19 protein-coding genes and 1 pseudogene are annotated in these 24,708 nt (G+C 43.5%); 7 read left to right on the forward strand and 13 right to left on the reverse strand.

What is annotated here, in order from left to right; translation table 11 throughout:
* Positions 1-122: 122 nt before the first annotated feature.
* From MHH56_RS22520 to MHH56_RS22530, 3 genes and pseudogenes are all read right to left on the reverse strand, one after another.
* On the reverse strand, positions 123-938 hold the full coding sequence (locus MHH56_RS22520; protein ID WP_076270511.1) for an ABC transporter permease: 816 nt from the start codon (positions 936-938) through the stop codon (positions 123-125).
* Positions 935-1,966 carry an ATP-binding cassette domain-containing protein gene (locus MHH56_RS22525; protein WP_339203921.1) on the reverse strand — a complete coding sequence of 344 codons (1,032 nt, stop codon included), beginning with the start codon at positions 1,964-1,966 and terminating at the stop codon, positions 935-937. The genes MHH56_RS22520 and MHH56_RS22525 overlap by 4 nt, the downstream gene beginning before the upstream one ends.
* 348 nt (positions 1,967-2,314) lie before the next feature.
* Positions 2,315-2,542: pseudogene (locus MHH56_RS22530) on the reverse strand (Lrp/AsnC ligand binding domain-containing protein); the annotation flags it as partial.
* Between the two features lie 10 nt (positions 2,543-2,552).
* On the opposite strand from MHH56_RS22530, the gene MHH56_RS22535 reads away from it, so the two are divergent.
* Entirely contained in the window at positions 2,553-3,251 is a 699-nt protein-coding gene (locus MHH56_RS22535; RefSeq protein ID WP_339203923.1) for an MBL fold metallo-hydrolase, read from the forward strand.
* Between the two features lie 116 nt (positions 3,252-3,367).
* On the opposite strand, the gene MHH56_RS22540 is transcribed toward MHH56_RS22535, so the two are convergent.
* Positions 3,368-4,027, reverse strand: coding sequence for a metalloregulator ArsR/SmtB family transcription factor (locus MHH56_RS22540; protein WP_339203924.1), 660 nt, complete (start codon positions 4,025-4,027; stop codon positions 3,368-3,370).
* 169 nt (positions 4,028-4,196) lie between these two features.
* On the opposite strand from MHH56_RS22540, the gene MHH56_RS22545 reads away from it, so the two are divergent.
* Entirely contained in the window at positions 4,197-5,564 is a 1,368-nt protein-coding gene (locus tag MHH56_RS22545) for an MFS transporter (RefSeq protein WP_339203925.1), read from the forward strand.
* 128 nt (positions 5,565-5,692) lie between these two features.
* Here the strand turns inward: MHH56_RS22545 and MHH56_RS22550 are convergent, their stop codons facing one another.
* Positions 5,693-6,808 (reverse strand): NADH:flavin oxidoreductase, encoded by a 1,116-nt coding sequence (locus MHH56_RS22550; protein WP_339203926.1) that lies wholly within the window; start codon positions 6,806-6,808, stop codon positions 5,693-5,695.
* 198 nt (positions 6,809-7,006) lie between these two features.
* Between MHH56_RS22550 and MHH56_RS22555 the strand changes: the two genes are divergently transcribed.
* Positions 7,007-7,537 (forward strand): hypothetical protein, encoded by a 531-nt coding sequence (locus MHH56_RS22555; RefSeq protein ID WP_339203927.1) that lies wholly within the window; start codon positions 7,007-7,009, stop codon positions 7,535-7,537.
* A gap of 73 nt (positions 7,538-7,610) precedes the next feature.
* Here the strand turns inward: MHH56_RS22555 and sigJ are convergent, their stop codons facing one another.
* Positions 7,611-8,453 carry an RNA polymerase sigma factor SigJ gene (sigJ, locus tag MHH56_RS22560; RefSeq protein WP_339203928.1) on the reverse strand — a complete coding sequence of 281 codons (843 nt, stop codon included), beginning with the start codon at positions 8,451-8,453 and terminating at the stop codon, positions 7,611-7,613.
* A 1-nt stretch (position 8,454) separates the two neighbouring features.
* Positions 8,455-9,009 (reverse strand): FAD-dependent oxidoreductase, encoded by a 555-nt coding sequence (locus MHH56_RS22565; protein ID WP_339203929.1) that lies wholly within the window; start codon positions 9,007-9,009, stop codon positions 8,455-8,457.
* 588 nt (positions 9,010-9,597) lie between these two features.
* Between MHH56_RS22565 and MHH56_RS22570 the strand changes: the two genes are divergently transcribed.
* Positions 9,598-10,251: a transcriptional regulator gene (locus MHH56_RS22570; protein WP_339203930.1), complete on the forward strand. Its 654-nt coding sequence runs from the start codon at positions 9,598-9,600 to the stop codon at positions 10,249-10,251.
* Between the two features lie 1,749 nt (positions 10,252-12,000).
* A complete protein-coding gene (locus MHH56_RS22575; protein ID WP_339209706.1) occupies positions 12,001-13,182 on the forward strand; it encodes an MFS transporter in 1,182 nt (393 codons plus the stop codon).
* A 92-nt stretch (positions 13,183-13,274) separates the two neighbouring features.
* Here the strand turns inward: MHH56_RS22575 and MHH56_RS22580 are convergent, their stop codons facing one another.
* The 6 genes from MHH56_RS22580 to MHH56_RS22605 all read right to left on the reverse strand — a co-directional run bounded on the left by MHH56_RS22580 (position 13,275) and on the right by MHH56_RS22605 (position 21,731).
* Positions 13,275-14,927: a hypothetical protein gene (locus tag MHH56_RS22580; RefSeq protein ID WP_339203931.1), complete on the reverse strand. Its 1,653-nt coding sequence runs from the start codon at positions 14,925-14,927 to the stop codon at positions 13,275-13,277.
* 110 nt (positions 14,928-15,037) lie between these two features.
* Complete coding sequence (locus MHH56_RS22585) at positions 15,038-16,366, reverse strand: extracellular solute-binding protein (protein ID WP_339203932.1); 1,329 nt, start codon at positions 16,364-16,366, stop codon at positions 15,038-15,040.
* 134 nt (positions 16,367-16,500) lie between these two features.
* Entirely contained in the window at positions 16,501-17,337 is an 837-nt protein-coding gene (locus tag MHH56_RS22590; RefSeq protein ID WP_076270500.1) for a carbohydrate ABC transporter permease, read from the reverse strand.
* Positions 17,338-17,344: 7 nt separating this feature from the next.
* The gene (locus tag MHH56_RS22595) at positions 17,345-18,259 is read right to left on the reverse strand and encodes a sugar ABC transporter permease (protein WP_339209707.1); all 915 of its coding nucleotides are present in this window, start codon (positions 18,257-18,259) and stop codon (positions 17,345-17,347) included.
* 63 nt (positions 18,260-18,322) lie between these two features.
* Positions 18,323-19,936, reverse strand: coding sequence for a helix-turn-helix domain-containing protein (locus tag MHH56_RS22600; protein ID WP_339203933.1), 1,614 nt, complete (start codon positions 19,934-19,936; stop codon positions 18,323-18,325).
* Complete coding sequence (locus tag MHH56_RS22605) at positions 19,929-21,731, reverse strand: sensor histidine kinase (RefSeq protein WP_339203934.1); 1,803 nt, start codon at positions 21,729-21,731, stop codon at positions 19,929-19,931. Before MHH56_RS22605 ends, MHH56_RS22600 begins: the two co-directional genes overlap by 8 nt.
* Before the next feature lie 259 nt (positions 21,732-21,990).
* Between MHH56_RS22605 and MHH56_RS22610 the strand changes: the two genes are divergently transcribed.
* Positions 21,991-23,535 carry a spore germination protein gene (locus MHH56_RS22610; RefSeq protein ID WP_339203936.1) on the forward strand — a complete coding sequence of 515 codons (1,545 nt, stop codon included), beginning with the start codon at positions 21,991-21,993 and terminating at the stop codon, positions 23,533-23,535.
* Positions 23,535-24,707 carry a Ger(x)C family spore germination protein gene (locus tag MHH56_RS22615; protein ID WP_339203937.1) on the forward strand — a complete coding sequence of 391 codons (1,173 nt, stop codon included), beginning with the start codon at positions 23,535-23,537 and terminating at the stop codon, positions 24,705-24,707. Before MHH56_RS22610 ends, MHH56_RS22615 begins: the two co-directional genes overlap by 1 nt.
* The last annotated feature ends 1 nt before the right edge of the window (position 24,708 follow it).

The following is a 24,708-nucleotide window of genomic DNA, read 5'->3' on the forward strand; positions in this document are numbered from 1 at the left end:
ATTTGCGAATTTTACTAGAACTCGCTATAAAAAAATAAAACAAAAAAACGGCATTTCTGCCGTTTTAATTAGAGCGATTGGTGGAGCTTGGCGCTTGCATCAATCAAACTCCACGCTGTTCATTATGTCCGGCGCATATAGGCGCGAACCGTAATCGGTGCAAAGATCGCTACGATCACAATTGCTCCGATCAGAGAGATAGCCAAATCCCAGCCTACCGTTCCAGAGTTGGTCAAATCACGGACGGCACTGACAAGATGGGAGACCGGATTGATGTTGACAAACCATTGAAGCCATTTCGGCATTGTATCAACCGGCACAAAGGCATTGGAAAGAAACGTCAGCGGAAACAGCACAATCATCGATATCCCTTGTACGCTTGAGGCAGTACGGGCAATGACGCCGAAGAAAGCGAAGATCCAGCTGATTGACCAAGAACAGAAGATCACAAGTAGAGCAGCGATGGCCACATGGTCAAGGCCTCCATCAGGACGATAGCCCATAATGTATCCCATAGTTAAAGTGAGTACAGTAGCAATAGTGTACCTAATGGTGTCTGCAAGCAAAGCTCCAGCTAACGGAGCAATTCGTGAGATTGGCAATGACTTGAACCGATCAAATACACCTTTGTCCATGTCCTCACGCAATTGAACGCCAGTAACAACTGAGGTCGTAATTACAGTCTGCACGAGAATGCCGGGAATGATGACGGGCAAATAACTGATTACGTCACCTGAGATGGCACCGCCAAAAATATAGGTAAACATTAAAGTAAAGATGATTGGCTGAAGTGTAACATCAAACAATTGCTCAGGTGTGCGACGAATTTTAAGCAGGCCGCGATAAGCCATCGTTAATGAATTACGAATGGTTTGACCAAAGCTCGTGTGGTTTTTCAGCTCACGATCAAATCCTGATTGAATGGAAGTGCTTTTCATACTTTTACCGCCTCCGCTTTATTGGATACATCGGACGCTAGTGCAGCGTCCTCTTTAACACCATGACCTGTGATTGTGAGGAACACCTCATCAAGGGTAGGTTTTTGTACGCTCATTTCTGCCAAATGAATACCTCTCTCACGCAGTGCGATAAGCAGATCTGTGACCAAATCGGCATCCGCCATAGGGGCCGTAATCATTCCAGCTTCATATAACACAATTGATTGTGTTTTCAGCACATGTTCAACCGTTTGACGAGCTGCTTCGATGTCCAGCGGGTTTTGTACTCTTAATTGCAATGAGGAGGTACCTACTGAAGCTTTCAGTTCATCCACCGTGCCCTCTGCCACTACCCGACCGCGATCGATAACTGCGATTCTATCAGCCAATTGATCCGCCTCATCGAGGTACTGTGTCGTTAACAGCACGGTCGACCCCGTCTTCACTAGCCGGCGAATCGTATCCCACATTTGAGCACGCGTACGCGGGTCGAGCCCTGTAGTCGGCTCATCCAAGAAGATAAGCGGCGGCTGTGCGATAAGACTCGCTGCCAAATCCAAGCGGCGGCGCATGCCGCCAGAAAAGTTTTTCAACGGCCGCTTCGCTGCTTCCGTCAAACCAAACTCCTCAAGCAAATCATCTGCTTTACGCTTCGCTTCTGAACGCCCGAGCCCTAGCAGCCTAGAGAAGATAACCAGGTTTTCTGTAGCGCTTAGAGATTCATCAACCGATGCGTACTGGCCGGTTACCCCAATTAATTGACGAACAATCTGCGATTCCTTTACTACATCGTGCCCGAAGATGCGCGCCGAGCCTGCGTCTGGTCGAAGCAAGGTTGCAAGCATACTAATCGTTGTGGTTTTGCCAGCTCCATTCGGACCAAGCACACCGTAAATTGAACCAGCGCGTACATTCATATTCACGCCATCCACAGCCCGATTTTCACCAAAGGTTTTTACGAGTCCGTTCGCTTCGACAGCCCAATCACCGTGGTTTGGCTCTATTTTCTTCTTATTTACATGAACCATTGTAATTCCTCCTATACAACTGTTGATAACGTGATGGTAACGTACCTTTGTAAACTGAATTTAAACAAAAAATGATCCGCAGTTTAAATCTTACGTTTTATCGAGCGCTAAAATTCTATCACTGACCTTAAATTCACAGAAATGAAACATCCCACTTAAAAGCAAGTCACCAAAAAAAGCCCCTATTTCTCTGCCGATTGCAGAAAATAAGGACTTTCTAACTGACCGCCATTTGAATTAGGGTCTGTTTTAGAGCTATGTCATAAACTTAAGGCTATGATACGATCAGAGTATTTCATAGCTTTTCATCTTATAATTCTAAACGTAAAAAAAAGCAGCTCAATCCTTTCACTTACTAATTACAATAGACAGCTTATAATTAACATGATTATTTAATTCGGTTAAAAATAGATCCAGCTCATGGTTGGATGGAAATCTGCACTCCAAAAGATAACAACCATCTCCACTGATTTTGAAGTTGTTTAAGATGTACTGCTGTTGTTTCTCAATATAGGCCAAATAGGGCTTATGTTCCGTGCCTTTTGTATAAATATTTATAAAGGAGTGGATTGCAAATAAAACCTTTTTGATTGATCCATTCTTGGCGAAAAAGGGGGCAAATCCTCCGTTTCCAAATACGTTGAATCAGGATACATTTAACCAAACAGTAGATCTCCCCATTTCAATCGAAGAGATCGTAGATGTAGATGTCGTTATTGTCACTCATTTACATCCTGATCATTTTGACGCCGCGGCGATCGAAGCATTGCCGAAAACTATTCCTATAATTGCACAGTCTGAAGATGATGTCGCAGTCATCCGAAAAGCAGGTTTTCAAAATGTACAATCGATAGATCGTATTTCGTATATAGAAGGCATTAGCTTAACTAGAACAAAGGGAAAACATGGTATTGGCGAAATTGGAAAGATGATGGGCGAGGTTTCTGGTGTTGTCTTTAACCATCCGGATGAAAAAACACTTTATCTTGCAGGAGATACGATATGGTGCAATGATGTTGAGGACAGCATCAGACTGCATCATCCTGAAGTCATCATTGTAAATGGAGGGGCTGCACAATTTCTTCAAGGCGATCCGATCATTATGACAAAAGAAGACATTTATCAAACCTATATGGCAGCTCCGCAATCAACCATTATCGTTTCACATATGGAAGCACTCAATCACTGCTTATTAACTCGAAGAGAATTACAAGCATTCCTTGATGAAAAGGAACTTTCAAAACATATTTTAGTACCTATTGATGGTGAATCCATCACTTTTTAAATAAAAAAAAATTTTCCTCTGGCGTAATTAGGCTGTCGAGAAACTCTCGGCAGCCTTCAATATGTCTAATTTATTTAAAGTGCTACTAATAATACAGGATTCAAAGTACTTTATAGCTAACTATTTTGTTCCATAACCTTATAAACACAGTTTCTTCCGCCTGACAAAATATGCTCTACGCGTTCGATCTGAACTTCACTGCCTAGCACGGATTGAAAGAGGCTTAACTCATTTTTACATAACCCGGCACAAGCAGCAGCAGCTTCACAGATTGGACAATGCTTCTCTATAAACAAAAGGCTTCCATCGCCTAGATCCTTGATATCAGCCATATAACCTTCTTTTGTGCGAATATCAGCCAGTTTCTCCAATTTTCCAATTAGATGAGGTTCCCCGCCAAGTTGGAAAAGGTATTGCTCCAGCATTTTTTTATTTCGTACTGCCAGCAGCTTATCCAGCCCCTCGATTCCGAAAGCCTCTCTCATAGATTGAAGCAGACTAACTGACAATTCCGAATACCCGCTCGGAAAAAATCGATCAGCTTCAGGCGTTAATCTCCATAGCTTGGCCGGTCGTCCCATCGGACGGGCTTCTTCTTCATACGTAACTAAGCCTTCTTCTTTCAGTGCATTTAAATGCTGGCGAATAGCCATTCCAGACAATAGAAACTCTGAGGCTAATGCCATAACATCCATCCCACCCTGCTGCTTCAGCAGATTAACGATTCCTCTTCGCGTCTTCGTTGAGGAATCTTTGTTCGTTTGACTTCCGCTCATTATAAGGACCTCCTTTTGAGGCAACTGACTCTATATCACTCTCTATATTTTAAATAAAAATGTTGACAAAGTCAAAGCTGAACTGTAGCCTAAACTTTATAAAGAAATATGTTTACTAAGTATCCGGATATGGCGTATACATAAAAAATTTTGTTGGAGGTTACAGGCAATGCCGAATCATCAAAGCATTTTCAGTCCACGTTACTTTGCACTATCGATAGGAATTATTTTGTCAGTGATGGCAGTAGGATTTGAAGGCTTAGCCGTAACCACGATCGCTCCTTCCATTGCCGGTGATTTGAATGGCATTCATCTCTTTGGCTGGATATTCAGCACTTATCTGCTTGCTCAGATTGTTGGCACCCTGGTTGTCGGTCGAATTATTGATAAAAAAGGGCCAGCAGGACCGTTTACGATTGCACTTGTTTTGTTTATTGCGGGTCTGATTGCTGCGGCTGCTGCCAGCGATATGTACGTTATGATTGCGGCGCGAGCGCTGCAAGGCCTTGGTGCTGGTGCGATGATGACTTGTGTATACACCGCTATCTCCTTAAGCTATCCCGATGAATTGCGTTCCAAAATACTCGGTGCATTCGGTACAGCCTACGTCCTTCCGTCTATGCTCGGTCCATTCGTTGCCGGTTTGATTGCAGAACAGTGGTCTTGGCGTTTTGTATTCTGGGGCATATTGCCGATTATCGTTTTGTCAGCCATTCTTAGCTTGCCGGCTTTTAGAAAATTGAAGGTTCAAGGTACAAGGGAGGGTAATGGTGCCGCCGCTACGTGGATGGCTTTATTTTTAACAATAGGTACTGGTATTTTCCTCGTTGGACTTGGCATGCTGCCCAAAATTACAGGAGCTGTATTAAGTATTGCCGGCTTAGCCGTCATGTCATATCCACTGCGCAAGCTGCTGCCTACGGGCACTCTACTCTTCCGAAGAGGCATGCCAGCTATTCTAGCAACACGTGGACTTTTCTTCGCCGCATATGTCAGTACACAAAATTTTCTTGTGTTAGCTCTAATCGATATTAAAGGCATTAATCCCGCTCATGCCGGATTAATTGTTGCCAGCGCGGCGCTTAGCTGGTGTCTCTTTGCTTATTTGCAAGGGCGCTGGGATACAGAAGACCAGGGTCGTGGGCGCAACAGAAGAATTATTTTAGGAGTGCTGCTGCTCACAATAGGTTTTGCTTTAGTCGTTTGGATTCCAAACGTAACGGTTGCCTTGGCCGTAATGGGGCAAATCATTGCAGGAATTGGAATGGGATTATCCCATCCAACGAGCGGTGCGGTTGCATTTGCCCATACTAGTGAAGACGGAGCTGGCGAGACGTCCGCTAATTTGCAATTTGCAGATTCTTTCACACCGGGTGTGGTCATCGGTATAGGCGGTGCTATCCTTGTCGTTAGTCAGGCTGCCGGAATGACGATGCAATCGGGATTGATTGTAACAATGGGATTTAATCTTTTGTTAATACTTATGAGTTTATTTGCAAGTATTCGTATTTCTTCTAAGAAACCAATGGCAGGCTAAAACACGATGGGGTGATCTGGAGGAGGAGAGATTGTCTCAAGCGAATAAATGAGTGAGTTACTCTGTCAGTTAGTTCATAAAGAAGAAGAGGAGCCTAATTGCAGGCTCCTCTTCTATCGTGTACAACATTAATATAAAGTTTTTGTAGCGCCTGCGTCATAGCTCAGCAGCTCATCTGTTCGATTGTCGCGTATTTTGGCTGCCCATTCTGGATCAGCAAGCAGTGCACGGCCTATGGCTACCAGATCAAACTCTTCCTTTTCTAGTCTTTCAATTAAGCTGTTCAAAATGGCCGGCTTCGCAGCGTCCCCGCTGCTGCTTCTAAATTCATTATCCAGCCCAACTGAGCCTACAGTTATCGTTGGTTTTCCTGTCAGCTTCTTCGTCCATCCTGCCAGATTTAGTTGAGAATCCTCGAACTCCGGCTCCCAATATCGCCGTGTTGAACAATGAAAGACATCCACTCCCGCATCAGCAAGCGGCGTCAAAAATTGCAAAAGCTGCTGAGGCGTTTCCGTCAATTTGGCATCATAATGACCTGCCTTCCATTGTGAGAATCGGAATACGATTGGGAAATCTCTTCCGACTGCACGACGGCATGCTTCAACAATCTCAACAGCGAAACGTGTCCTCACTGCAAGGTCGCCACCATAGCGATCAGTCCGTTTATTTGTTTGGCCCCAGAAGAACTGATCGATCAAATAACCATGCGCGCCATGAAGCTCAATACCATCAAAGCCGATTCGTGCTGCATCTGCCGCTGACTGTGCGTAAGCTGCGATAACATCCCCAATCTCTTTCTCCGTTAGAGGCTCCGTTATTTTCTCACCTGATAGATTGAGTCCCGAAGGACCAATTGGCAATGCTTCGTTATTGGGGAGGTCGCCAATTTTGCGCGTTAACCCAACATGCCATAGCTGCGGAATAATTTTACCGCCGGCTTCATGTACTTCTTTTACCACGTTGGACCAGCCGCTCAGCGCAGCCTCCCCATGAAAGTGAGGCCAATTCGGACTTGCAGCAGCAGCCTTATGATCGATTACGGTTCCTTCGGTAACGATAAGGCCAACGCCATTCTCCGCCCGCCGACGATAATAAGCCGCAACATCAGCCCCTGGAACTCCATTTGGGGAGTATCCTCTTGTCATTGGCGCCATCACAATACGATTGGCAACCTGCAAATTTTTGGAGACAAAGTTCTTAAATAAAGCTTCAACCGATGTTTCATTTGTGGTATTAGACATGTACATTCCTCCTATATATTTGATTTGAGTTTAATTAGGTTTGTGTACTATAGATACTATCATGAATTACCGTGTATTCCCAGCACTTTACTTATTTTCAATGCCGTAAAACCGAAAACCTTTTAATCTAAAAAAATGCTCTGATGGTATAATGGAAAAGGAATCCAAATAAAACAGTTATCCATTAGGAGGGTTTGTATGGATTATCTTCGAGATTACACCATGTATGCAGCAATATTTGGTTTGTTTAGTTTCAGTTGGTTTGGCTGGGCACAAGAAAATCCTAGAGCGTGTTGGCGCAAATACATTGGCATAGCTTCTGGAATTGCACTTCTAGTATGCTTGGCAGGCGTCTACCTTAGTATAACGAACTGGGACGCACCCTCCGCTTTGTCTAATCAATTATCTTTCAAAAACTATTTGATTTCGGTATACACTGAGATTATTTTGGCTGGTGCGGGTGCTTTTGTATTTATAAAAACAAAACGCAGCAAATACGTTTCCCCTTGGATTGCCTTTATTGTTGGTATTCATTTTATTAGTTTGAAACATGTTTTCAATGATCCCAGTTTATATGTACTTGCTGCGTTGTTGGTTGCCGTTTCCATCAGTACGTTAATCATATCTCCAAAGCTTAAGATAGCCCATAGTGCAATTACAGGTATTGGTTCTGGTACAGTTTTATTCTGCTTCGCCCTCTTAGGCTTGATTCGATATTTCTTGGTCTAATACGAGCCAAAACAACCATAACTGCATCTCTGCTGCTATGGTTGTTTTATTTATTTATTTATTTATTTATTTTCTATCTATTAAAATGGCGCAGTTTCTCTGGATTCATGACGATATAAATGTCCGAAATGACGTTGTCTTTGATACGAAAGGTAATAACCGAAAACGTAAGCTCGCCAGACTTAATCACAATGCCGCTATTTCCATTTAGTTCAACAACATCACAAGTGAAATCTGAAGGAACTTCCGGCCTAATCGCCGTAAAATAACGGATAATAAGATTTTGCCCCACAATCGGACGCAGGGCCGCATTTGTTTTGCCGCATCCATCCGTATACAATACTGTTTCCGTGGAAAGAATCGCCAGCATGCGATTGATATTGCCAGAAATGATCGCGTTTATGAATTCCTCCATCATAGGACTAGCAATCTCCTGCGGAGCCAATTTACTGCTGGAAGAGGACCCTATGCTTTTTTTTGCCCTATAAAAAATTTGCCTACAGTTTCCGCTGCTCTTATCGAGAATAGCGGCAATATCTTGAAATGGGTAATGAAACAACTCCCTTAGTAGAAAAACAACACGCTCTACGGCGGTCAGCTGCTGCAATAACAGCAAGTATGCGGTAGACAACATTTCCTTCGAAATGTATAGTTGGAGCGGATCGTTTGAGTTAACACCACTCGTAACGAGAGGCTCTGGCAGCCACGGTCCCACATACAATTCCCGCTGCCTGCTTGTCGATTTCAACTTATTCAGGCATTTATTCGTAACTACTTTGCACATATAAGCTTTAATAAACTGGATATGATCAGACTGATCTTCATGCAAAGAGATAAACGCGTCCTGAACAATATCTTCCGCATCCGCGACACTGCCCATCATTTGATAAGCGAGCGAAAATAATAACGGCTTCAATTCAACATATAGCTGTCACAGCAATTGAGGCTATTAGCAGCTCTGGGTGCGGCACAAAGGTGTTCGTCCGGCAAATCGAATAAATAACATGCCTAATCATCGGATCTTGAACTTCCTTTTCAGCCCATTCTCGGAATGTTACCCTTTCGAGTTTCGTTGTATCGATTTTAGCTAATTTCATCATAAACCGTGCTAGCTCTATTTTCCCAGTAAACGAGAACAATTTAGATGTCAGCAATTGAATGGGTCCAGTCGGCAAAGGAAACACTTGATTGTTCCAAATTGCGGCCACTGATGGCGGTGGATTGGCTCCTTTTAGCTTAACATCAAGCTCTTTTAGCACTTCCTCGCCTACCCCATCCTGATAGAAAGCATGAACACCCAGGTTGAGATAAACTCCTTTCTTTTTCACCGTTAATGCCCTTCCGCCCAATCGATTGGACTTTTCGACTAGCAGCACGCATAATCCTGCTTTAGCCAAATAAATAGAAGCTGTCAGACCAGACAAACCGCCGCCAATAATGACTGCGTCATAGGCTGTTTTTCGCTCATTCATTATGATCACCTCATGTTTTTGCTTATATGACAAATAGCAAAGGTGTTTTGTTACAGAATAGTATTCATTTTTCTGCCCTGATCAGTGCTTAAATGATAATACTACGATTTTTTAATAGAATGATGTGCACCGGTTATAATTAATGCATCCCTTGTATGACACATCGTTCTTTAACAAGTGTACTTGTCTCACATAAGTCCCCTGCTACAATTTCCACTTCAGCTAGAAAACTCGAATGAGGATTACGTGTTAAAAAGCCCTCACTTTTTATCCTAGCTTAGAAACTGATCTACTACTTGCCGTTCAACAGCACTTTCGCTTCTGTCTCCAAAATTGTCATCACTAATCAACTTCCCATTTTTCTTTGATTCTTTTAACTTCGGTTTGATGGGTGAGAGCAAGTTATCGGTTGAACTCGCTCTGGCGAAAAAAGATTATTGAAATCAAATGAATTATCGTTATACTATCTGTATAACGCTGGTCGTGAAGCACACGCCGCTTTGGCACATTCTGCACCTTTATGGGTGAACATGTGTTGAAGCGGCTTTTTCGTTTTTACCACCAATGATTGAGAGGATGAAAATTGCGATGTCAAGATTTGAACAAGCTTATGAGGAATGGATGCATTTAGCCATTTCCCAAGAACAAAATCATAGAAGACGGGAATTACTCGAGAAAGGACTTGGCCATGGTACTATTGAATTTTTACGTTCCGTGTGGTTTCCTGCTGTAAAAAATTTCAACCATCTTTATCCTGAATGGGAAGTTCGTGATTTCAACAATGGATTTCGTTATTTGGATCTAGCTTATATGCCTAGCGGTGATGTTAAGGGAGGGATTGAAATACAAGGTTATGGACCTCACGCAAGAGACTTGGATGTTAGACGGTTTAAGGACTTATGTTGGCGGCATTGTTTATTAGCGCTTGATGATTGGGTATTTTTACCGATCGCCTATTTGTCCATTATCGATGAACCGAAGCGCTGCGAGCAGCTCGTTCTTTCTTTTATTGGGAAGTTTATCGCTATGGATGCCCCTTGTGATTTGACTTGGCTAGAGGCAGAAACATTCCGGTATGCAAGGCGACTATTTCGTCCATTTTCACCATCGGAACTCGGGTCCCATCTAGCAATAACCGACCAGCATGCACGGCGAATTCTTCACAAGCTAGTCGATCTCCAGCTATTAACTGTAGTCAGCGGCAATCAACGTTATCGAACATACGGCTTACGAACCCAGTAATTCTTATCCTCGGCTATTGGCTGTGGTCAGCAGTAATCAACGATATCAGACAAATGGCTAACGAACCCAGTAACTCTTATTTGCCCAAAATGTAACGACTAATTATTCTTACGAACTCCACTATCGTTATTTCGAGTAAAACTGCTCATATTCCACTTAATCTGACGCAATAACACCAATAGGGTTCGTTAAAATAATAAAAATGTAGTTTTCTCCAATATAAGCGCACTACAGTTCGTTAGAAAAATCTCACTGATACAATTCGTTTACTCTTCAATCTTATATAGAGGGGTGAAGCTAAGTGTTCACCCCTTACTAAAAAGGTTACATCGTTTACTCGGCATGTAATTACAGAGGGAATGGTCATCAACCTATGAATTACAGCTCAGTATGCGATGTGAATCCTCCATAATCTAGTCAATTTCAGTTACATACTGTACTCTGCCATAATCAACGTTAGTAGATAAACTACTTAAGAACTCAGTAACTCGTATCTTTAACTTCTTACTGTACTCATACTCAGCAGCAATCAACGTCATCAGATAGCTACTTAAGAACACAGTAACTCGTATCTTTAACTTCTCACTGTACTCATACTCAGCAGCAATCAACGTCATTAGATAGGCTACTTAAGAACTCAGTAACTCATATCTCCAACTTCTTACTGTACTCATACTCAGCAGCAATCAACGTCATTAGATTAGCTACTTAAGAACTCTGTAACTCGAATCTCCAACTTCTTACTGTACTCAAACGCAATAAACGTCATTAATTAAGCTACTTAAGAACTCAGTAACTCATATCTCCAACTTCTTACTGTACTCAGCAGCAATCAACATCATTAGATAAGCTACTTAAGAACTCAATAACTCGTATCTCCAACTTCTTACTGTACTCAGCAGCAATCAACATCATTAGATAGGCTACTTAAGAACTCAATAACTCGTATCTCCAACTTCTTACTGTACTCATCCGCAATCAACTTTAGTGGACATCCGAGCTAACGAATCAAGTAACGCTTATTTGCTTATAATGTAGCAACTTATTGTTCTTACGAACCTCACAATCGTTATTTCGAGTAAAACAGCTCATTTTGCGCTGAATATGGGTCGATAACGCCAATGGTGTTCGTTAAAATAAAAAAACCTTAGTTTTCTCCAATATAAGCATAGTACGGTTCGTTAGACAGGTGCCACCATTCGTAAAAACAAATAAACCTTAGTTTTCTCCAATATAAGCACGCTACGGTTCGTTAGACAGGTGCTACCATTCGTAAAAACACATAACCCCAGTTTTCGCTAATATAAGCACGCAACGGATCGTTAGACAGGTACCACCATTCGTAAAAACACATATCCCTAGTTTGCGCTAATATAAGCACGCTATGGTTTGTTAACAAAATAAACACGGATACAATCCGCCTACTATATAATCTCTCCTATGTGTAAAGTGTAGCAGATTGTGTTTGGTCACATTTAATAGTGACCGACCGATGAAATACGACTTGCAGGTTGACACTTTTCTTCTTCAACCAGTCCAAAATGTTGTTAAAAAGAATCCGCGTCCACTCGGCAAATCCAAAAAGTGCTACAAAGCTTACATTTCCCATCGTTCTCCGTAAGAACGCGGCCAAAGTAATTCATTCATGGTCTGCATAAAACCACCGTTTTCTTCTAGACAACAAGAGAAAAGTGAGCTACACTTTGTTAGAATTTGGAAAGATCATGAGGAGAATGGAGCAGGTTGAAGATGCGTATTGCCGCAGATATGAAACGTTTTTTGCAGGTGGATGGTGCAGGTAGGATGCTTTTCACCTTATTTTGTTATGGCATCGGCATGGGCATTCTAGCACCGATGAATGCTATCTATTTAAGTGAGAGCATCGGACTTTCAAAGAATGAAGTCGTATCGATCTTCGTTGTGTCACTGCTGCTCAATATGGGAACTACGATTACAGTTGGACTTTTAAGTGATAAGCTGCGCAGCAGAAAAAGACTGGTCATTGCCGCTGCTTTGTTATGTCTCGTCGGTTTGATAATTTACATGAATGCAGAAGGTTATGTCCAGGCGCTGATCGGCATGTGTGTTGTGAGCGCTCCGTCCGGACTCATTATGGGACAATTGTTCGCTATATCTCGAAATCACTTTGCTAGACTTGCCGGAGATATTGTGGAGATGGCACAAATTTGGCTGCGCGCAGGGTATAGTGTTGGATTTTTTTGCGGTTTGCTGGCAGGAGCGAATTTGTATTTGATTGCTACGTTTCAAGGTGTATTATGGGGCAACTTTGCAGGTTACGCAATGCTCGTTATCCTGCTGTTGTTCTACCGGGAACACTCTGAAGAGAAAAAACAAGCTAATATGGGAGCGAGCGAGCCTTTTTCCCTCATTATGCTAATTGCTCTGCTGCTGCTTGCATGCGCAGATGCCATTCGCGGATTGTACTTGCCGCTTGTCGTTAAAACGTTGTTCGGCAAGCCGGAATATATGTCTTATATTTGGAGCTCCCAAGCCGTATTCGAGCTGTTGTTCATGACCATCGCCGGTTATTGGGCGGCGAAATACGGCAGCAAAATAATTATTTTAATCGGCGGCTTTGGGGCGCTTATTACTTATACGATTTATGCCTTGCGCTCGCCATTGATCGTTTTTTTCCTCATTCAGCCGATTTATTCTTTTTTTGTATCCATCTTGTACGGAGTAGCGATGGGGTATGTGCAGCGCATGTTCGCAGGCCGGACCGGATTCGGCGCAAGCTTGTACGTTTTCATTTCACTAACGGCATCATTAATCGGATATTTGTTACCATTATTCATCGAAGGCTACGATCCATCCATATTCGTCATTCCAATTGCGCTAGTATCTATTTCAATAACGATTATGTCTATCGTGCTGATAAGGGAACGTCGTCTGTCACAGCTGCCTCAATAACGAAACAAGCCTTGAGCCCATACGGGTTCAAGGCTTGTTTTTTGTTGCACAATGGAGAGTCTACATAAATCATTCACTTTTCAACCATGCATTTAACGGTAAGTCGGATTTACGACGCCAATTGCACGCTCCACGCTAAACTTGCCGTTCTCAAAGGTCAAATACTCATTACCTTTCACATGAAAAGGAATCTCTTGATTATTATAAATAATTACACCCTGAATCTCACGTACACTCATTCCAATGATTCCCTTCATTTGACCCTCGCGATCGGTAATCACGCGAATGCCGCTTGGAAAGCGGATGAAGATTTCTCCATTTCGATACAGCTCCGACCCCGCCTGCATATTTAACAGTTCATAGGTAACACCATCCACGATTCGGCTGTAGCCTGTCTCACCGGTAATCTCTTCTCCATGATCCATATTGTAGGGTACAAGTCCCGTAAACCATAGCTCGCCATCTGGTGTAGGCAAAATTCCGCATAAACGCTCTACATAATCTAACAGGCACAATATCGATGGTGAATACGCCTCAGTAAATCCCTCATCTCCAGTCCACGGGCTAACCGCCTGTGCAAAGCGGGTTGCTTTGGTAAATGAAGCTAAGATCGGGTACATCACCCAAGTGAGTTCAACGTGCCGTCCATGATGCTCGAAAGCATGAGGTGCGCGAATCAAGCTAAGGAAGTTCGATGCGCCTCCCCAGCTGTTGTAGCTAGAGAACGGATCAAAACGCGGATCGTCCATAGCCATCGAAGTAAATGGATATTTGGCAAAAAATTTGCTTGTATTCAATAAATAACGTCTAAGCATCGTATCAAAAAAAGCCTGATCCCCTACTTCGCATGCCATTACGCGCAGCAGCACATCCGATTGTACTCGCACAAGCTCATCATTTCGGTCTCGATCATAGAAGAAATGATCCTCTTCATCAAAGCAATAACGATACAAACTCGTTAAGCTCTCTTCGGCTTTCGCTAGCCAGTGCTGCTTGCTAGGAAGCTCAAGCTCCTCTGCAATTCGAGCCAAGTAAAGACGTTGACAATATACGTTTGCGGTTAAATCCGGCGCCAAAAAGGGTAAAATCGGAGAATCAGGATTCATTTCCGCTGCATCATTAAGATGAGGGGTGTCAGGGACATGCCAGAACCGCGGTGAAAGATCATGCCCCGTGTCAAAAGTACTGAATGCCTCTACACAACCTGTTCCACGGGTATTTCGGTACTGAACCAGCCACTCATCGTAGCTTGCCATCGCAGTATACATCGTTTGCAAAAACAGCTTCCCCGCTTGATTCAGCTTATAGTGGTTCCATATACTGCGTGCAAGCGGCGTCACCAGCTGAATCTGCCGAAATGCAGGACCATGCTCCGTTACCTTATATGGCAACAAACCATCCTCACGCTGGTGCACGGCAAACGAGCGGAAAGTTGCATCCGATACGGATGGAATAAAGCGAGAAAGCAGCTCAGCATTAATCGTTCCTGTACTTTCCAGCCAACAGCCGAGATAGATTCCTCCTTCTTGCAAAATCGGCTCTTCGCCGCCCGTAGGAACAATACAATCGAGCAGCTTGCGCACTGCTGCATAATAAACCTGCTCAAGCTTGCCTGAACGTGTTGTAAAACGAATGCCGGATTGCTTCCATTCCTCAAGGCTATTTATGTGAGATGGTTTCTTCAACTCGCCAATCTTCTCATCTATAGACAGCTCCCGAAGCTGCTTCAGCAATGATTCGCTCATCCTAATCGCCTCGCTTTTCCGATATAATTGTTATCTCCACTAAATTTAAAAACAGACTGCCGCGAGGCAGCCTGTCTATTCATGCATTGCTAATCCCAACTCATAGGAAACTATTGATTGTTTTTGAATATTTTCAGAGTGCCATTATAGAAGTCCTTAACAGCCACTTCTACGCTCTTGCGTCCGAAACCAATTTCATACATCGTTGATTCGGCAAGCTTGGAATATTCAGAGAAGCCCGGAGGATTGTAGCTGACCGCAAACGGCTCCTTGTTTGTCGCTTCTGAAACACGGCTCGTGTAGTCATAAACAATTTTCTCTACGCTGTTCGCGCTAGTTTCAAGGAGCTTGCGGTTAGCCGCAACTACTGGTACACCGCGATCATTGCCTAACAATTTAGCAACATCGGGATCATTAATGAAGAAACTCAACAACGTCGCTACCTCGTTTGGATGCTTGGTCTTGGCATAACCCGACAAACCTTGGCTTGACTCGAACACTACGCCGGTTCCCTTCTCACCGCGCGGCAGCTGTACCATAATCAGCTCATCTTGCGTAAGTCCTTGCAAAGCTGCCAATTGATTGGACGGAATTAAGCTCATTGCTACTTTTCCTGTGACGACTAATGACTTACTCGTATCGCCGGGAGGATTGGATACTTGCAGCTCGGATGGGACAACACCGCCGGCTTTCATCGTTTCATCCCAATATTGGAACCAACTTAATACGTCAGCCTCTTCGAAGCCCAGCGTCCCTTTATCCATATCATAAAGCTGTTTACCTTGCTGCTTCAGACCGATATCCATTCCATCAATGGACATGTTGTAAGTACCATAGACACCGCTGCCCAGTTTGTCCGAGATTTCTTTGCTGATTCGTGCAAAGTCTTCCCAATTCCAACCATCCTCAGGTACGGGAAGGCTAGCTTTCTCGAACATCGTCTTATTCACAACGACTCCGCGTGCATTAGCACCAGCAGAAATATGAAGAAGCTTGCCGCCGATCGTGCCATATTGAATCATCGATTGATCCATATCGCTTAAATTAAGCTCTTTATCCACATATGGAGAAAGATCAAGAAGTACTTCCTTATTCGCATAATCGACCACATTTCCTCCTAAGAAAAAAATGTCTGGCGCCGTGCCGGAAGCAAGCTGCGTATTAAGCTTATCGAAATAACCAGTGGATGGAGCAAACTCGCCAACAACCTTAATGGAGGGGTTTTTCTCTTGGAAAATTTTCAACGCCTCGTTTGTAATATCCGCCCTCTTTTGATCTCCCCACCACATAATGCGCAGTTCTACTTGTTTTGCTTCACTTGACTCATTTCCGTTTTTCTCTTTTTCATTGCTTGATGCTCCACTGCCCGTACCACCTGAGCATGCCGCAGTGAACACCATTAACATTCCTAAAGCCAAAATAAGCAACCGCTGTTTCATTTTGATTTCCCCCAATACCCTATTATGAATTCGCTTTCACTTATGATGCTACCCTGATTTCCGTTTATACGGAATTTCATTCCTTCGGGTATTCATTATCAATTTTTTCGGTTATCGAGCAAGAAAACACAATCTCATTTCAAACCGGTAGTTGCGATGCCATCCAAGAAATAGCGTTGAAAAATAAGGAATATCAGCGTTATTGGCACAAGCGACAATGCCGACATGGCAAGCAACGCGCCCCAATCCGATTGACCCGTAGGATCAAATAAAGAACGAATTCCCAGCTGCACTGTAAACAGCTTAATATCACTCAAGTAGATCATCTGGCTGAAAAAATCGTCCCATGACCAAATAAAAGTGAAAATAGCGGCGGATATCAAAGCGGGTACTAAGAGCGGAATGATAATGCGGAAATAAATTTGCCGCGGACTGCAGCCGTCAATCGTCGCACTTTCATCCAGCTCTCTCGGAATTCCGCGGATAAACTGCACCATCATGAGAATAAAAAAGGAATCATGCGCCAGCCATTTTGGCAGAACCAGCGGAAAATACGTATTGATCCATTGTAGCTCATTATAGATGACGTATTGCGGAACAAGCGTCACATGATAGGGAAGCATAATCGTCACCAGCATTAACGAAAACCAAAGCTTCTGAAACTTGAAATTCAACCGCGCGAACGCAAAGGCTGCTAAGGAGCAGGTAATCACATTGCCAAGCACGCTTAGAATCGATATCAGCCATGAGTTTGCAAAAAACTTACTAAATGCGATTCCCTGAAAGCCGCGCCAGCCGTTAATATAATTATCCAGAGTGAATGAGCTTGACCATAATCCCGGCTGTGTAAAGATCAGCTCATTAGGCTTAAAAGAACTGCTTATTAACCATAGTACCGGGTAAAGCATCGCAATGCCAAAGATGATAATGATCGTATGTTTAGTTAATCCATTTAACTTTCTCACTTGCATAGCTGCTTTACCTCCCTTCCTTGCTGTCACCGTAAAATACCCAATATTTCGATGTTGCAAAAATAATGGCTGTAAACGCCCCGATGATCAGCAGCATAATCCAGGCTAACGCGGATGCATAACCCATATCGAAGAACGAGAAGCCTTTCATATACAAGTACAGGGTGTAGAACATGGTCGCATCAAGCGGGCCTCCACGGCCGTCGCCAATGACAAATGCAGGTGTAAACGCTTGAAATGAATTAATAATGCTCATCACGAGATTAAAAAAAATAACGGGAGAAATCATGGGAAGCGTAATGCGAAAAAATTGACGAGCTTTGCCTGCTCCATCCACTTGAGCTGCTTCATACAGATCAAGTGGCACTTGTTTAAGACCTGCAAGGAAGATTACCATCGCTGAACCAAATTGCCATACGGACAATGAAATAATGGTATAAACAATGTAGCTCGGATGGGAAATCCATGAAGGTCCTTGAATGCCGAACCAGCCAAGAAATTGATTCACAAGGCCGCTGCCATCAAAAATCTGTCTCCATACAATCGCAATAGCGACACTGCCCCCGAGCAACGAAGGGATATAGTATACGGTGCGGTAAATGCCTAGCACTCGAATACCTTTGTTTAGAACCATAGCGACCATCAGCGCGAAAGCAAGACGCAGCGGGACGGAAATGAACACGTATTTGATTGTAAGCCACAAGGAATTCGAGAAGGTTTCGTCATCTTTAAAAATGTTAATATAATTTGAAAAACCAATCCATTTTGGCGATGTTAATAAATCATACTTCGTGAGCGACAAATAAAACGATCCAAGCATTGGACCGAGCGTCAGGCAGAAAAACCCGATCAGCCATGGCAGCAAAAAGGTATATGCGGTTAAGTTATGCTGATTGCTAAGCGGCTTAAGGCTTTTTCTCATCATGAATACCCCTCTCTTATTGATGTAGTTCCATCATAAGGGAGGGGCTATGAACATAGAATGCTAATTCTTTGGGTGTTCACTATCATTTTTTTCAGATTTCAATTCCGATTGCTGCTGACGATAATCCGAAGGTGTCATTCCGTACATCCTTTTAAATTTGGAGCTGAAATAACTTGCATTGGAAAAACCAGTAAGCTCTGCAATATCCCATAGGTTCAGCGTTGTTGTTTTTAGCATCCGAACAGCCTCAGCAATTCGTACTTCATTCAAGTAGTGAATAAAGGTTTTGCCTACTTTAGCTTTGAACATTTCTGAGAAATAAGATGAATTATAATTGTATTTCTCTGCAATCATCGTCAAATTCAATTCATACATATAGTTCTCGTCAATAAACTGCTTAGCCGCCAAAATCAAGGATGGATCACTTTCCTGAGAGTCGCTTTGCCGCTTGCGCTCGATTTTAGCTGCAATACGCATCAGAAACCGCTCCGCTTTCTCTACAGTATCGAGACTAAGTGTCATTTCCGGCCTTAGCCAAAGCTGTTCGCCGCTCTCCAAAGCGATTTGCGATTCATGCGCAATGGTCTCAAGCATTAAGTAAAGCTGGAAAATCAATTTGACAAAACGAAGCTGCGATTTCATTCCGCGCTGTAATTCTTGTCTAATCGCTGCTTCAAACGATGAAAGCTCTCCTCGAATTAAATAGCGCTCAATAACCTTAATGGTATGCTCAGGTATAGCCGTATGCCCCTCAGAAGCAGGAGCTAGACCAGCAGCTTTGCCATATGGCATGTTCCATGCCAGCAAAGAGCTAATATAACCTTCTTTCCACTGCTTAAATCTGCTTACCGTTTGACTGGTCCCGATTTTAATTTCAAAGGCCATGTACTTATTTACGCTTTGAGTCAGAAACTCAGCAAATTCCCGCTCCAATTCATGATCCGCAGCGATTACAAAATGCATGAGGCCAGGATAATTGGTATCACGAAATACCTCCATCTTCCCTTGGAACCTGTCTGCGCATTCTCTTGATATGATATCGAACGGCAATCGAAACTTGTCCGGCGTACGGTCAACCGAGGCGCTTGATTCCCCTCGCTCCCATAGCCCTGCCGTAATAAACCTAACCTCACGTTTATCCCATGAATCCAGCTCAAATAATCGGGAACGATCTTTTATAGTACTCTCCTGCAAAATCTCTTCCTTTACGAGATGAACGATAAAATGCTCTTTCATTTCCTTATAATATTGGGAGAGCCGCCACTGTGTCATAGCCGCCTGATCATGGCTTTGCCTGTCCTTGTCCAGCTCCTTCTTTACGTTTGAAAGTGTGTCGGTCAATTCTTTTCTAGCAACAGGTTTTAACAAATACTCGCGAGCCTGATTGCGAATGGCTGCTTTCGCATAATGAAAATCCTCATAACCTGTAATGACGATCAGACGCAGGGATGGGTACTGCTCGTGACAGGAATCTAAAAATAACATACCGTCCATCACAGGCATGTTCATATCTGTAATAACAATATCAATAGCCTCTGCTGAAAGCTTCTCGAGCGCTTCGACGCCATTAGAGGATTCCCCTGCAATGATAAGTCCAATACTGTCCCAGTCCACCTTAAGCTTTAGACCCTGACGGATCTCGGGTTCATCATCCACGATTAATACTTTATACATGCTGGTGTTCCTCCTGTGCTGGTAGTATGAGCTCAATCGTTGTACCCGCGCCAAGCGTAGAATCGATGCGGACCTCAAATAGCGATTCGTAATAAAGACGGCAGCGTGCAAGAACATTTCCTAGTCCAATTTGGCTGCTCCGGCTAGTAAGAATTTGCTCCAGCTGAACCGATTCCGATCGCTCCAGCAGCTTCTTCTTCTGCTCACTTGTCATCCCCGGTCCATTATCTGACACGATTAGATGAACCCTTCCCGCAGCATGGCTTACACGAATGCGGACGATTGCCTCGGATTGATGCATGAAGCTATATTTAACGGCGTTCTCTATCAACGGCTGGAAAATAAATTTTACTGTCGATAATCTTAAAAGGTCGCCTTCCTCCTCAATCGTTATGTTTAGTTGATCACCGAAGCGGATTTTTAAGATCGACAAATAATAGTGCACATAAACAAGCTCTTCTTCCAACGGAACGAGATCATCGCTAATTTTAAGAGAGAAACGCATCATCTTCCCTAGTGATTCTATAACTTCGACTGTATCATCCGTCCGTCGCTGTATGGCTAAGCTGCTCATGAGCTCCAGTGTATTGAACAGAAAATGCGGATTAATTTGCATGAGCAGCGCTTTGTATTCCGCTTGCTGCCTTAGCAGCTTAAGCTCGAACTCGGTTTTAATATGCTGTCGCAGTCTCGTAACCATGTTGCGGAACGTTTCAGTTGCGAAGCCCACTTCATTGCGCACCCTCTTCTCAGGCGCCAAACGGCTCTCGGCAAGCACAAAATCGCCTCTCTGTACATGCCGCATTGCGAGCACCAGCCGTGAAAGCGGCTTCGTAATTCCATGCGAGAACCAAGTCGCCAGTATCAAAGACACAATTAACAAGACAGCCGCAACGATTAGAATCGTGCTTCGCAGACGAAAGAGTTGTGAATACAAATCTTTCTCTGATACAAACCCAACAAGCATCCAGTTCGTTTTCGGCAGTTTTTTGTATACTAAAATTTCTTTTTCTCCGCTTAAATTATTTAAATAAACGACGCCCTGCTTCCTCCAGCCTGTCCGTAAATCGTCAACCTGCCGTACCATCTCCGAATGGGCTCCGTATTCGTTCTGGGACAGCATTGGTTTGCCATGCTGATCTAATAAATAGATTGTTCCGCTCTCCCCAAGATGGATTCTGCCTAGCGGCTCCAGAAAATAGTCAGCGCTTACATTAATCTTCATCACACTTTTTGTCAGTGAAGGCTCAAATGAACTGATCGGCATCAGCATACTGATTACCGGATGTTTGTTGTTATTTCGCAGCTCTGCGACATCCGTATGAGCCGGAATCCAGTATTCATCCTCGTTTTTAAAATCGAGATACCACTTTTCCTTCAGAAAGGAATCGTTAGACACAACTAAATTGCCGCTGCTGACCCACATGCCATCCTGACGATAGACGGCGACACCAGAAACACTGGAATAACTGTTCGTTGTCTGCGTCAAAAACTGGCTCATTCGGTAATGGGCAAGATTTTTTTCTCCCTCCGTGGATGCGGAATCAGACGCTACTGCATCCCAATTATTCGTAATATCGCTATTAAAAACGATAGAGGCTAAATCATAGATTTGTGTTTGAACCATATCAATGTAAGACCCGTATTCATCCATTTTCTCCAATGCTGAAGATTCAATGTAAGAGCGAATAATGGAACGGGACTCATTAAATAAAAGAATGGACAGTGTGACGAAGGATAGAACAAATAGTAAACAAAAGATTGCAATCAAACGACTTTTTAACGAATAAAACATAGCCAGTCCCCTCTCATGCCAGCCTTTCTTCCAACGATGTTTAGACCCGGTAATAAATCTAGGAATACATTCGCTGCAATCCCCTCTTCTTTAAACCTATTATAGTCGTCAATCTCATACATGCAATAAAATATAACAGGTAAACAGAATAGACATTGGCTCCTGCCCTCCCGCCCCAATCCAATGACAACCGAATATCTTTCCCTCAACAGGGAAAAGATGTAATCATTCGACACTTCACTTCGGATAGGAGACTCGCATGCGGAAATCGCCCAACTTTTCACCTAATCAGACTTCATCCGACAAGCCTTCTTACCCGAACATTTCTCCCCATCTGGAAGAAAATTTGAACTCGCTCGAAGGTTTTTTTGCCAACTGCAAAGACTTGATAATACATCGTTGGAGTTATGGACAGGGCTTGGAGCAATCGGCCTTTACCGTCTATTTCGATACGCTAACTAAAACGACCGTTACGAATTTCGCAAAGGATACGCTGCAAAATCTAGTGCCGCATGAGCTTGGTCCTGCCGAGACGGTAACGATAAAAGATGTTATCCATTATTTTGAGAATCATGGCATCGCTTCCCCTAACGTTGAGCTTATGAGCGAAATGGAACAAGCCGTCAGAGGCATTCTGGACGGCAAAGTTGTCATTTTTTTTGACGGATGGCCTAAAGCTATCGCCTATTTTGCCCTTGATGTCGAGCAGCGTCAAACCTCAGAGCCCATTACGGAGCCTACCGTTCAAGGCCCGCATGTCAGCTTCATTGAAAGCTTGGATCGCAACATCGGTGTCATTCGAAGCTTGCTGAAATCTCCCGAACTTAAATTTGAGTATTTTATATCCGGGGAGAAGGTTCACAGAAAAGTGTCCTATGGCTATTTGGAAGGCGTCGTAAAGCCGGAGACATTAGAAGCGTTTAAGCAAAAGATTGAGGGTATAGATCAAGAAGAAATGATTGATATTTCCTATCTGGAAGAGTGGGTTAATGATTCCAACTACTCCCCTTTTCCGCAAGTTCGGTATACGGAGCGCCCGGATACGACGGTTACTTCTTTGCTGGATGGCAAAATCATTGCGTTAGTGGACGGAAGCCCTTCGGTTCTTATCTGTCCAGGAAAATTCATTGAGTTTTTTACAAACAGCGAGGATTATTACTATCGGACGATTTTTTCTTCGTTAATTCGATTGATTCGACTGGCTGCGTTCCTCATAGCGCTTATGCTGCCCAGCACTTATATCGCGTTATCAACATTTCACTCTGAACTCATACCGACGGTTCTCCTGCTAGCCATTTTAGATACACGGGAAGGAATCCCGTTCCCGGCTATGATTGAGGCGTTGATTATGGAGTTTTTCTTTGAGCTGCTGCGGGAGGCCGGCATTCGTCTGCCTCGGCCGATCGGTTCGGCCGTCAGCATAGTTGGTGCGCTTGTTATCGGCCAAGCAGCGATTCAATCACAGATTGCATCTCCGGTCATGGTCATTGTCGTTGCCTTGACGGGCATCGCTTCCTTTGCGCTCCCTCAATACAACATGGCCATCGCACTGCGGATTTTGCGCTTTCCGTTAATGTTTCTCGCAGCGACGTTTGGAGGGCTGGGCATCATGGTCGGCTTAATTCTCATTTTCATTCATCTAGCGACTCTACGATCCTTAGGTGAGCCTTATCTAGATTCGTTTGCTCCACTGGATTTGAAAAGGCTGCGAGATGCGGTTTTCGTGCTGCCAAGAAGATTGCTGGTTCATTCGCCTAGGAGTCGACATCTACATAAAAAATCTACAGGAAGGAAGAAATCATAGTGAAGCCACTCCTCTCCTTTCTCGCTTCAATTCTTGTTCTTTGCTTGATTACTGGATGCTGGGATAATAATGAACTGGACGAGTATGGCTATGTGCAAGCGATATCGATTGATCGAGGCGAGGGTGATTTTGTCGATATTACGACTCACTTTTATAACCCTTCCAGCAAAATGCAAACTGATCCAGCAACGAGTATAGCAGCGAAAGGAATTAATATTCGAACAACAGGAGAAACCTTTTTTGAAGCGATGCGAGAGATCCCTGCAAAATTTGGACGTAAAGCCAAATGGGATCATATGCGTGTCATTATTATCGAAGAGAATTTAGCCAGAACGCTGAACATCCGTGAAGTGCTTGACTTTTTCTCAAGAGACCAAGAGCCACGGGGCACGATTCTTCCCATCATAGCTGAGAAATCGGCGGCGGCATTTCTGGATATTAAACCGTTTATCGAGCAGACCATTGGTCAACAGTATAGAAAGATGGAGACGACCGGAGCTCTCTATTCCGCGAAAACGTCTAACCTTCCGCTATATGATCTCGCTATTCAGCTAAGCAGCCCCTCCAAAACCTCTGTTATGCCTTACCTGCATAAAAATAGCTTGGATAATAAAGCGTCAATTTCCGGGGTCGCATTGATTCAAGACGGGAGAATGGTAGGGGTTCTTACGGAGAAAGATACCGAAACGCTGATGATGCTAACAGACAAATATAAGTATGGGGTATTTGAATTCCCTTGCATGAATCATGAAACAAAGAAGCAGATCTACAACAAAGAATCGCTTGAAATAATCAATTTGAACAGTCAAATCGTTTCGAAGGCAACAAATGAGAATGTAACAGTCGACATCCATATTACGATTGAAGGTACAACCGGAGAACTACGATGCTCAGACCTGAAGACCAAGCAAGATATGGAGCGTTTTGAACAAACGATTAAGGAGCAGGTAGAACATCAGATTCAGCATGCAATCCGTACCTTTAAGGCAAAAAAAGTTGATGTGCTCGGAATCGGCAATCAAATTTATCGGAACAACCCGAAACTATGGAAACAATTAGAACCCAATTGGGAGGATAAGCTTGCTCACATGCAATTCCAAACCCACGTTCAAGTTCATGTGTTAAGTACGGGCATGAACGCAGGTACGATATTTGGGAAAAAGGAGCACTAGA

The organism is Paenibacillus sp. FSL K6-3182, from assembly GCF_037976325.1.
Classification (GTDB): domain Bacteria; phylum Bacillota; class Bacilli; order Paenibacillales; family Paenibacillaceae; genus Pristimantibacillus.

Coding starts and splice junctions, on each gene's coding strand:
- MHH56_RS22520 (WP_076270511.1), bottom strand. CDS start 938: ATGAAAAGCACTTCCATTCAATCAGGATTTGATCGTGAGCTGAAAAAC.
- MHH56_RS22525 (WP_339203921.1), bottom strand. CDS start 1,966: ATGGTTCATGTAAATAAGAAGAAAATAGAGCCAAACCACGGTGATTGG.
- MHH56_RS22540 (WP_339203924.1), bottom strand. CDS start 4,027: ATGAGCGGAAGTCAAACGAACAAAGATTCCTCAACGAAGACGCGAAGA.
- MHH56_RS22545 (WP_339203925.1), top strand. CDS start 4,197: ATGCCGAATCATCAAAGCATTTTCAGTCCACGTTACTTTGCACTATCG.
- MHH56_RS22550 (WP_339203926.1), bottom strand. CDS start 6,808: ATGTCTAATACCACAAATGAAACATCGGTTGAAGCTTTATTTAAGAAC.
- MHH56_RS22555 (WP_339203927.1), top strand. CDS start 7,007: ATGGATTATCTTCGAGATTACACCATGTATGCAGCAATATTTGGTTTG.
- MHH56_RS22565 (WP_339203929.1), bottom strand. CDS start 9,009: ATGAATGAGCGAAAAACAGCCTATGACGCAGTCATTATTGGCGGCGGT.
- MHH56_RS22570 (WP_339203930.1), top strand. CDS start 9,598: ATGTCAAGATTTGAACAAGCTTATGAGGAATGGATGCATTTAGCCATT.
- MHH56_RS22575 (WP_339209706.1), top strand. CDS start 12,001: ATGCGTATTGCCGCAGATATGAAACGTTTTTTGCAGGTGGATGGTGCA.
- MHH56_RS22580 (WP_339203931.1), bottom strand. CDS start 14,927: ATGAGCGAATCATTGCTGAAGCAGCTTCGGGAGCTGTCTATAGATGAG.
- MHH56_RS22585 (WP_339203932.1), bottom strand. CDS start 16,366: ATGAAACAGCGGTTGCTTATTTTGGCTTTAGGAATGTTAATGGTGTTC.
- MHH56_RS22590 (WP_076270500.1), bottom strand. CDS start 17,337: ATGCAAGTGAGAAAGTTAAATGGATTAACTAAACATACGATCATTATC.
- MHH56_RS22595 (WP_339209707.1), bottom strand. CDS start 18,259: ATGAGAAAAAGCCTTAAGCCGCTTAGCAATCAGCATAACTTAACCGCA.
- MHH56_RS22600 (WP_339203933.1), bottom strand. CDS start 19,936: ATGTATAAAGTATTAATCGTGGATGATGAACCCGAGATCCGTCAGGGT.
- MHH56_RS22605 (WP_339203934.1), bottom strand. CDS start 21,731: ATGTTTTATTCGTTAAAAAGTCGTTTGATTGCAATCTTTTGTTTACTA.
- MHH56_RS22610 (WP_339203936.1), top strand. CDS start 21,991: ATGCGGAAATCGCCCAACTTTTCACCTAATCAGACTTCATCCGACAAG.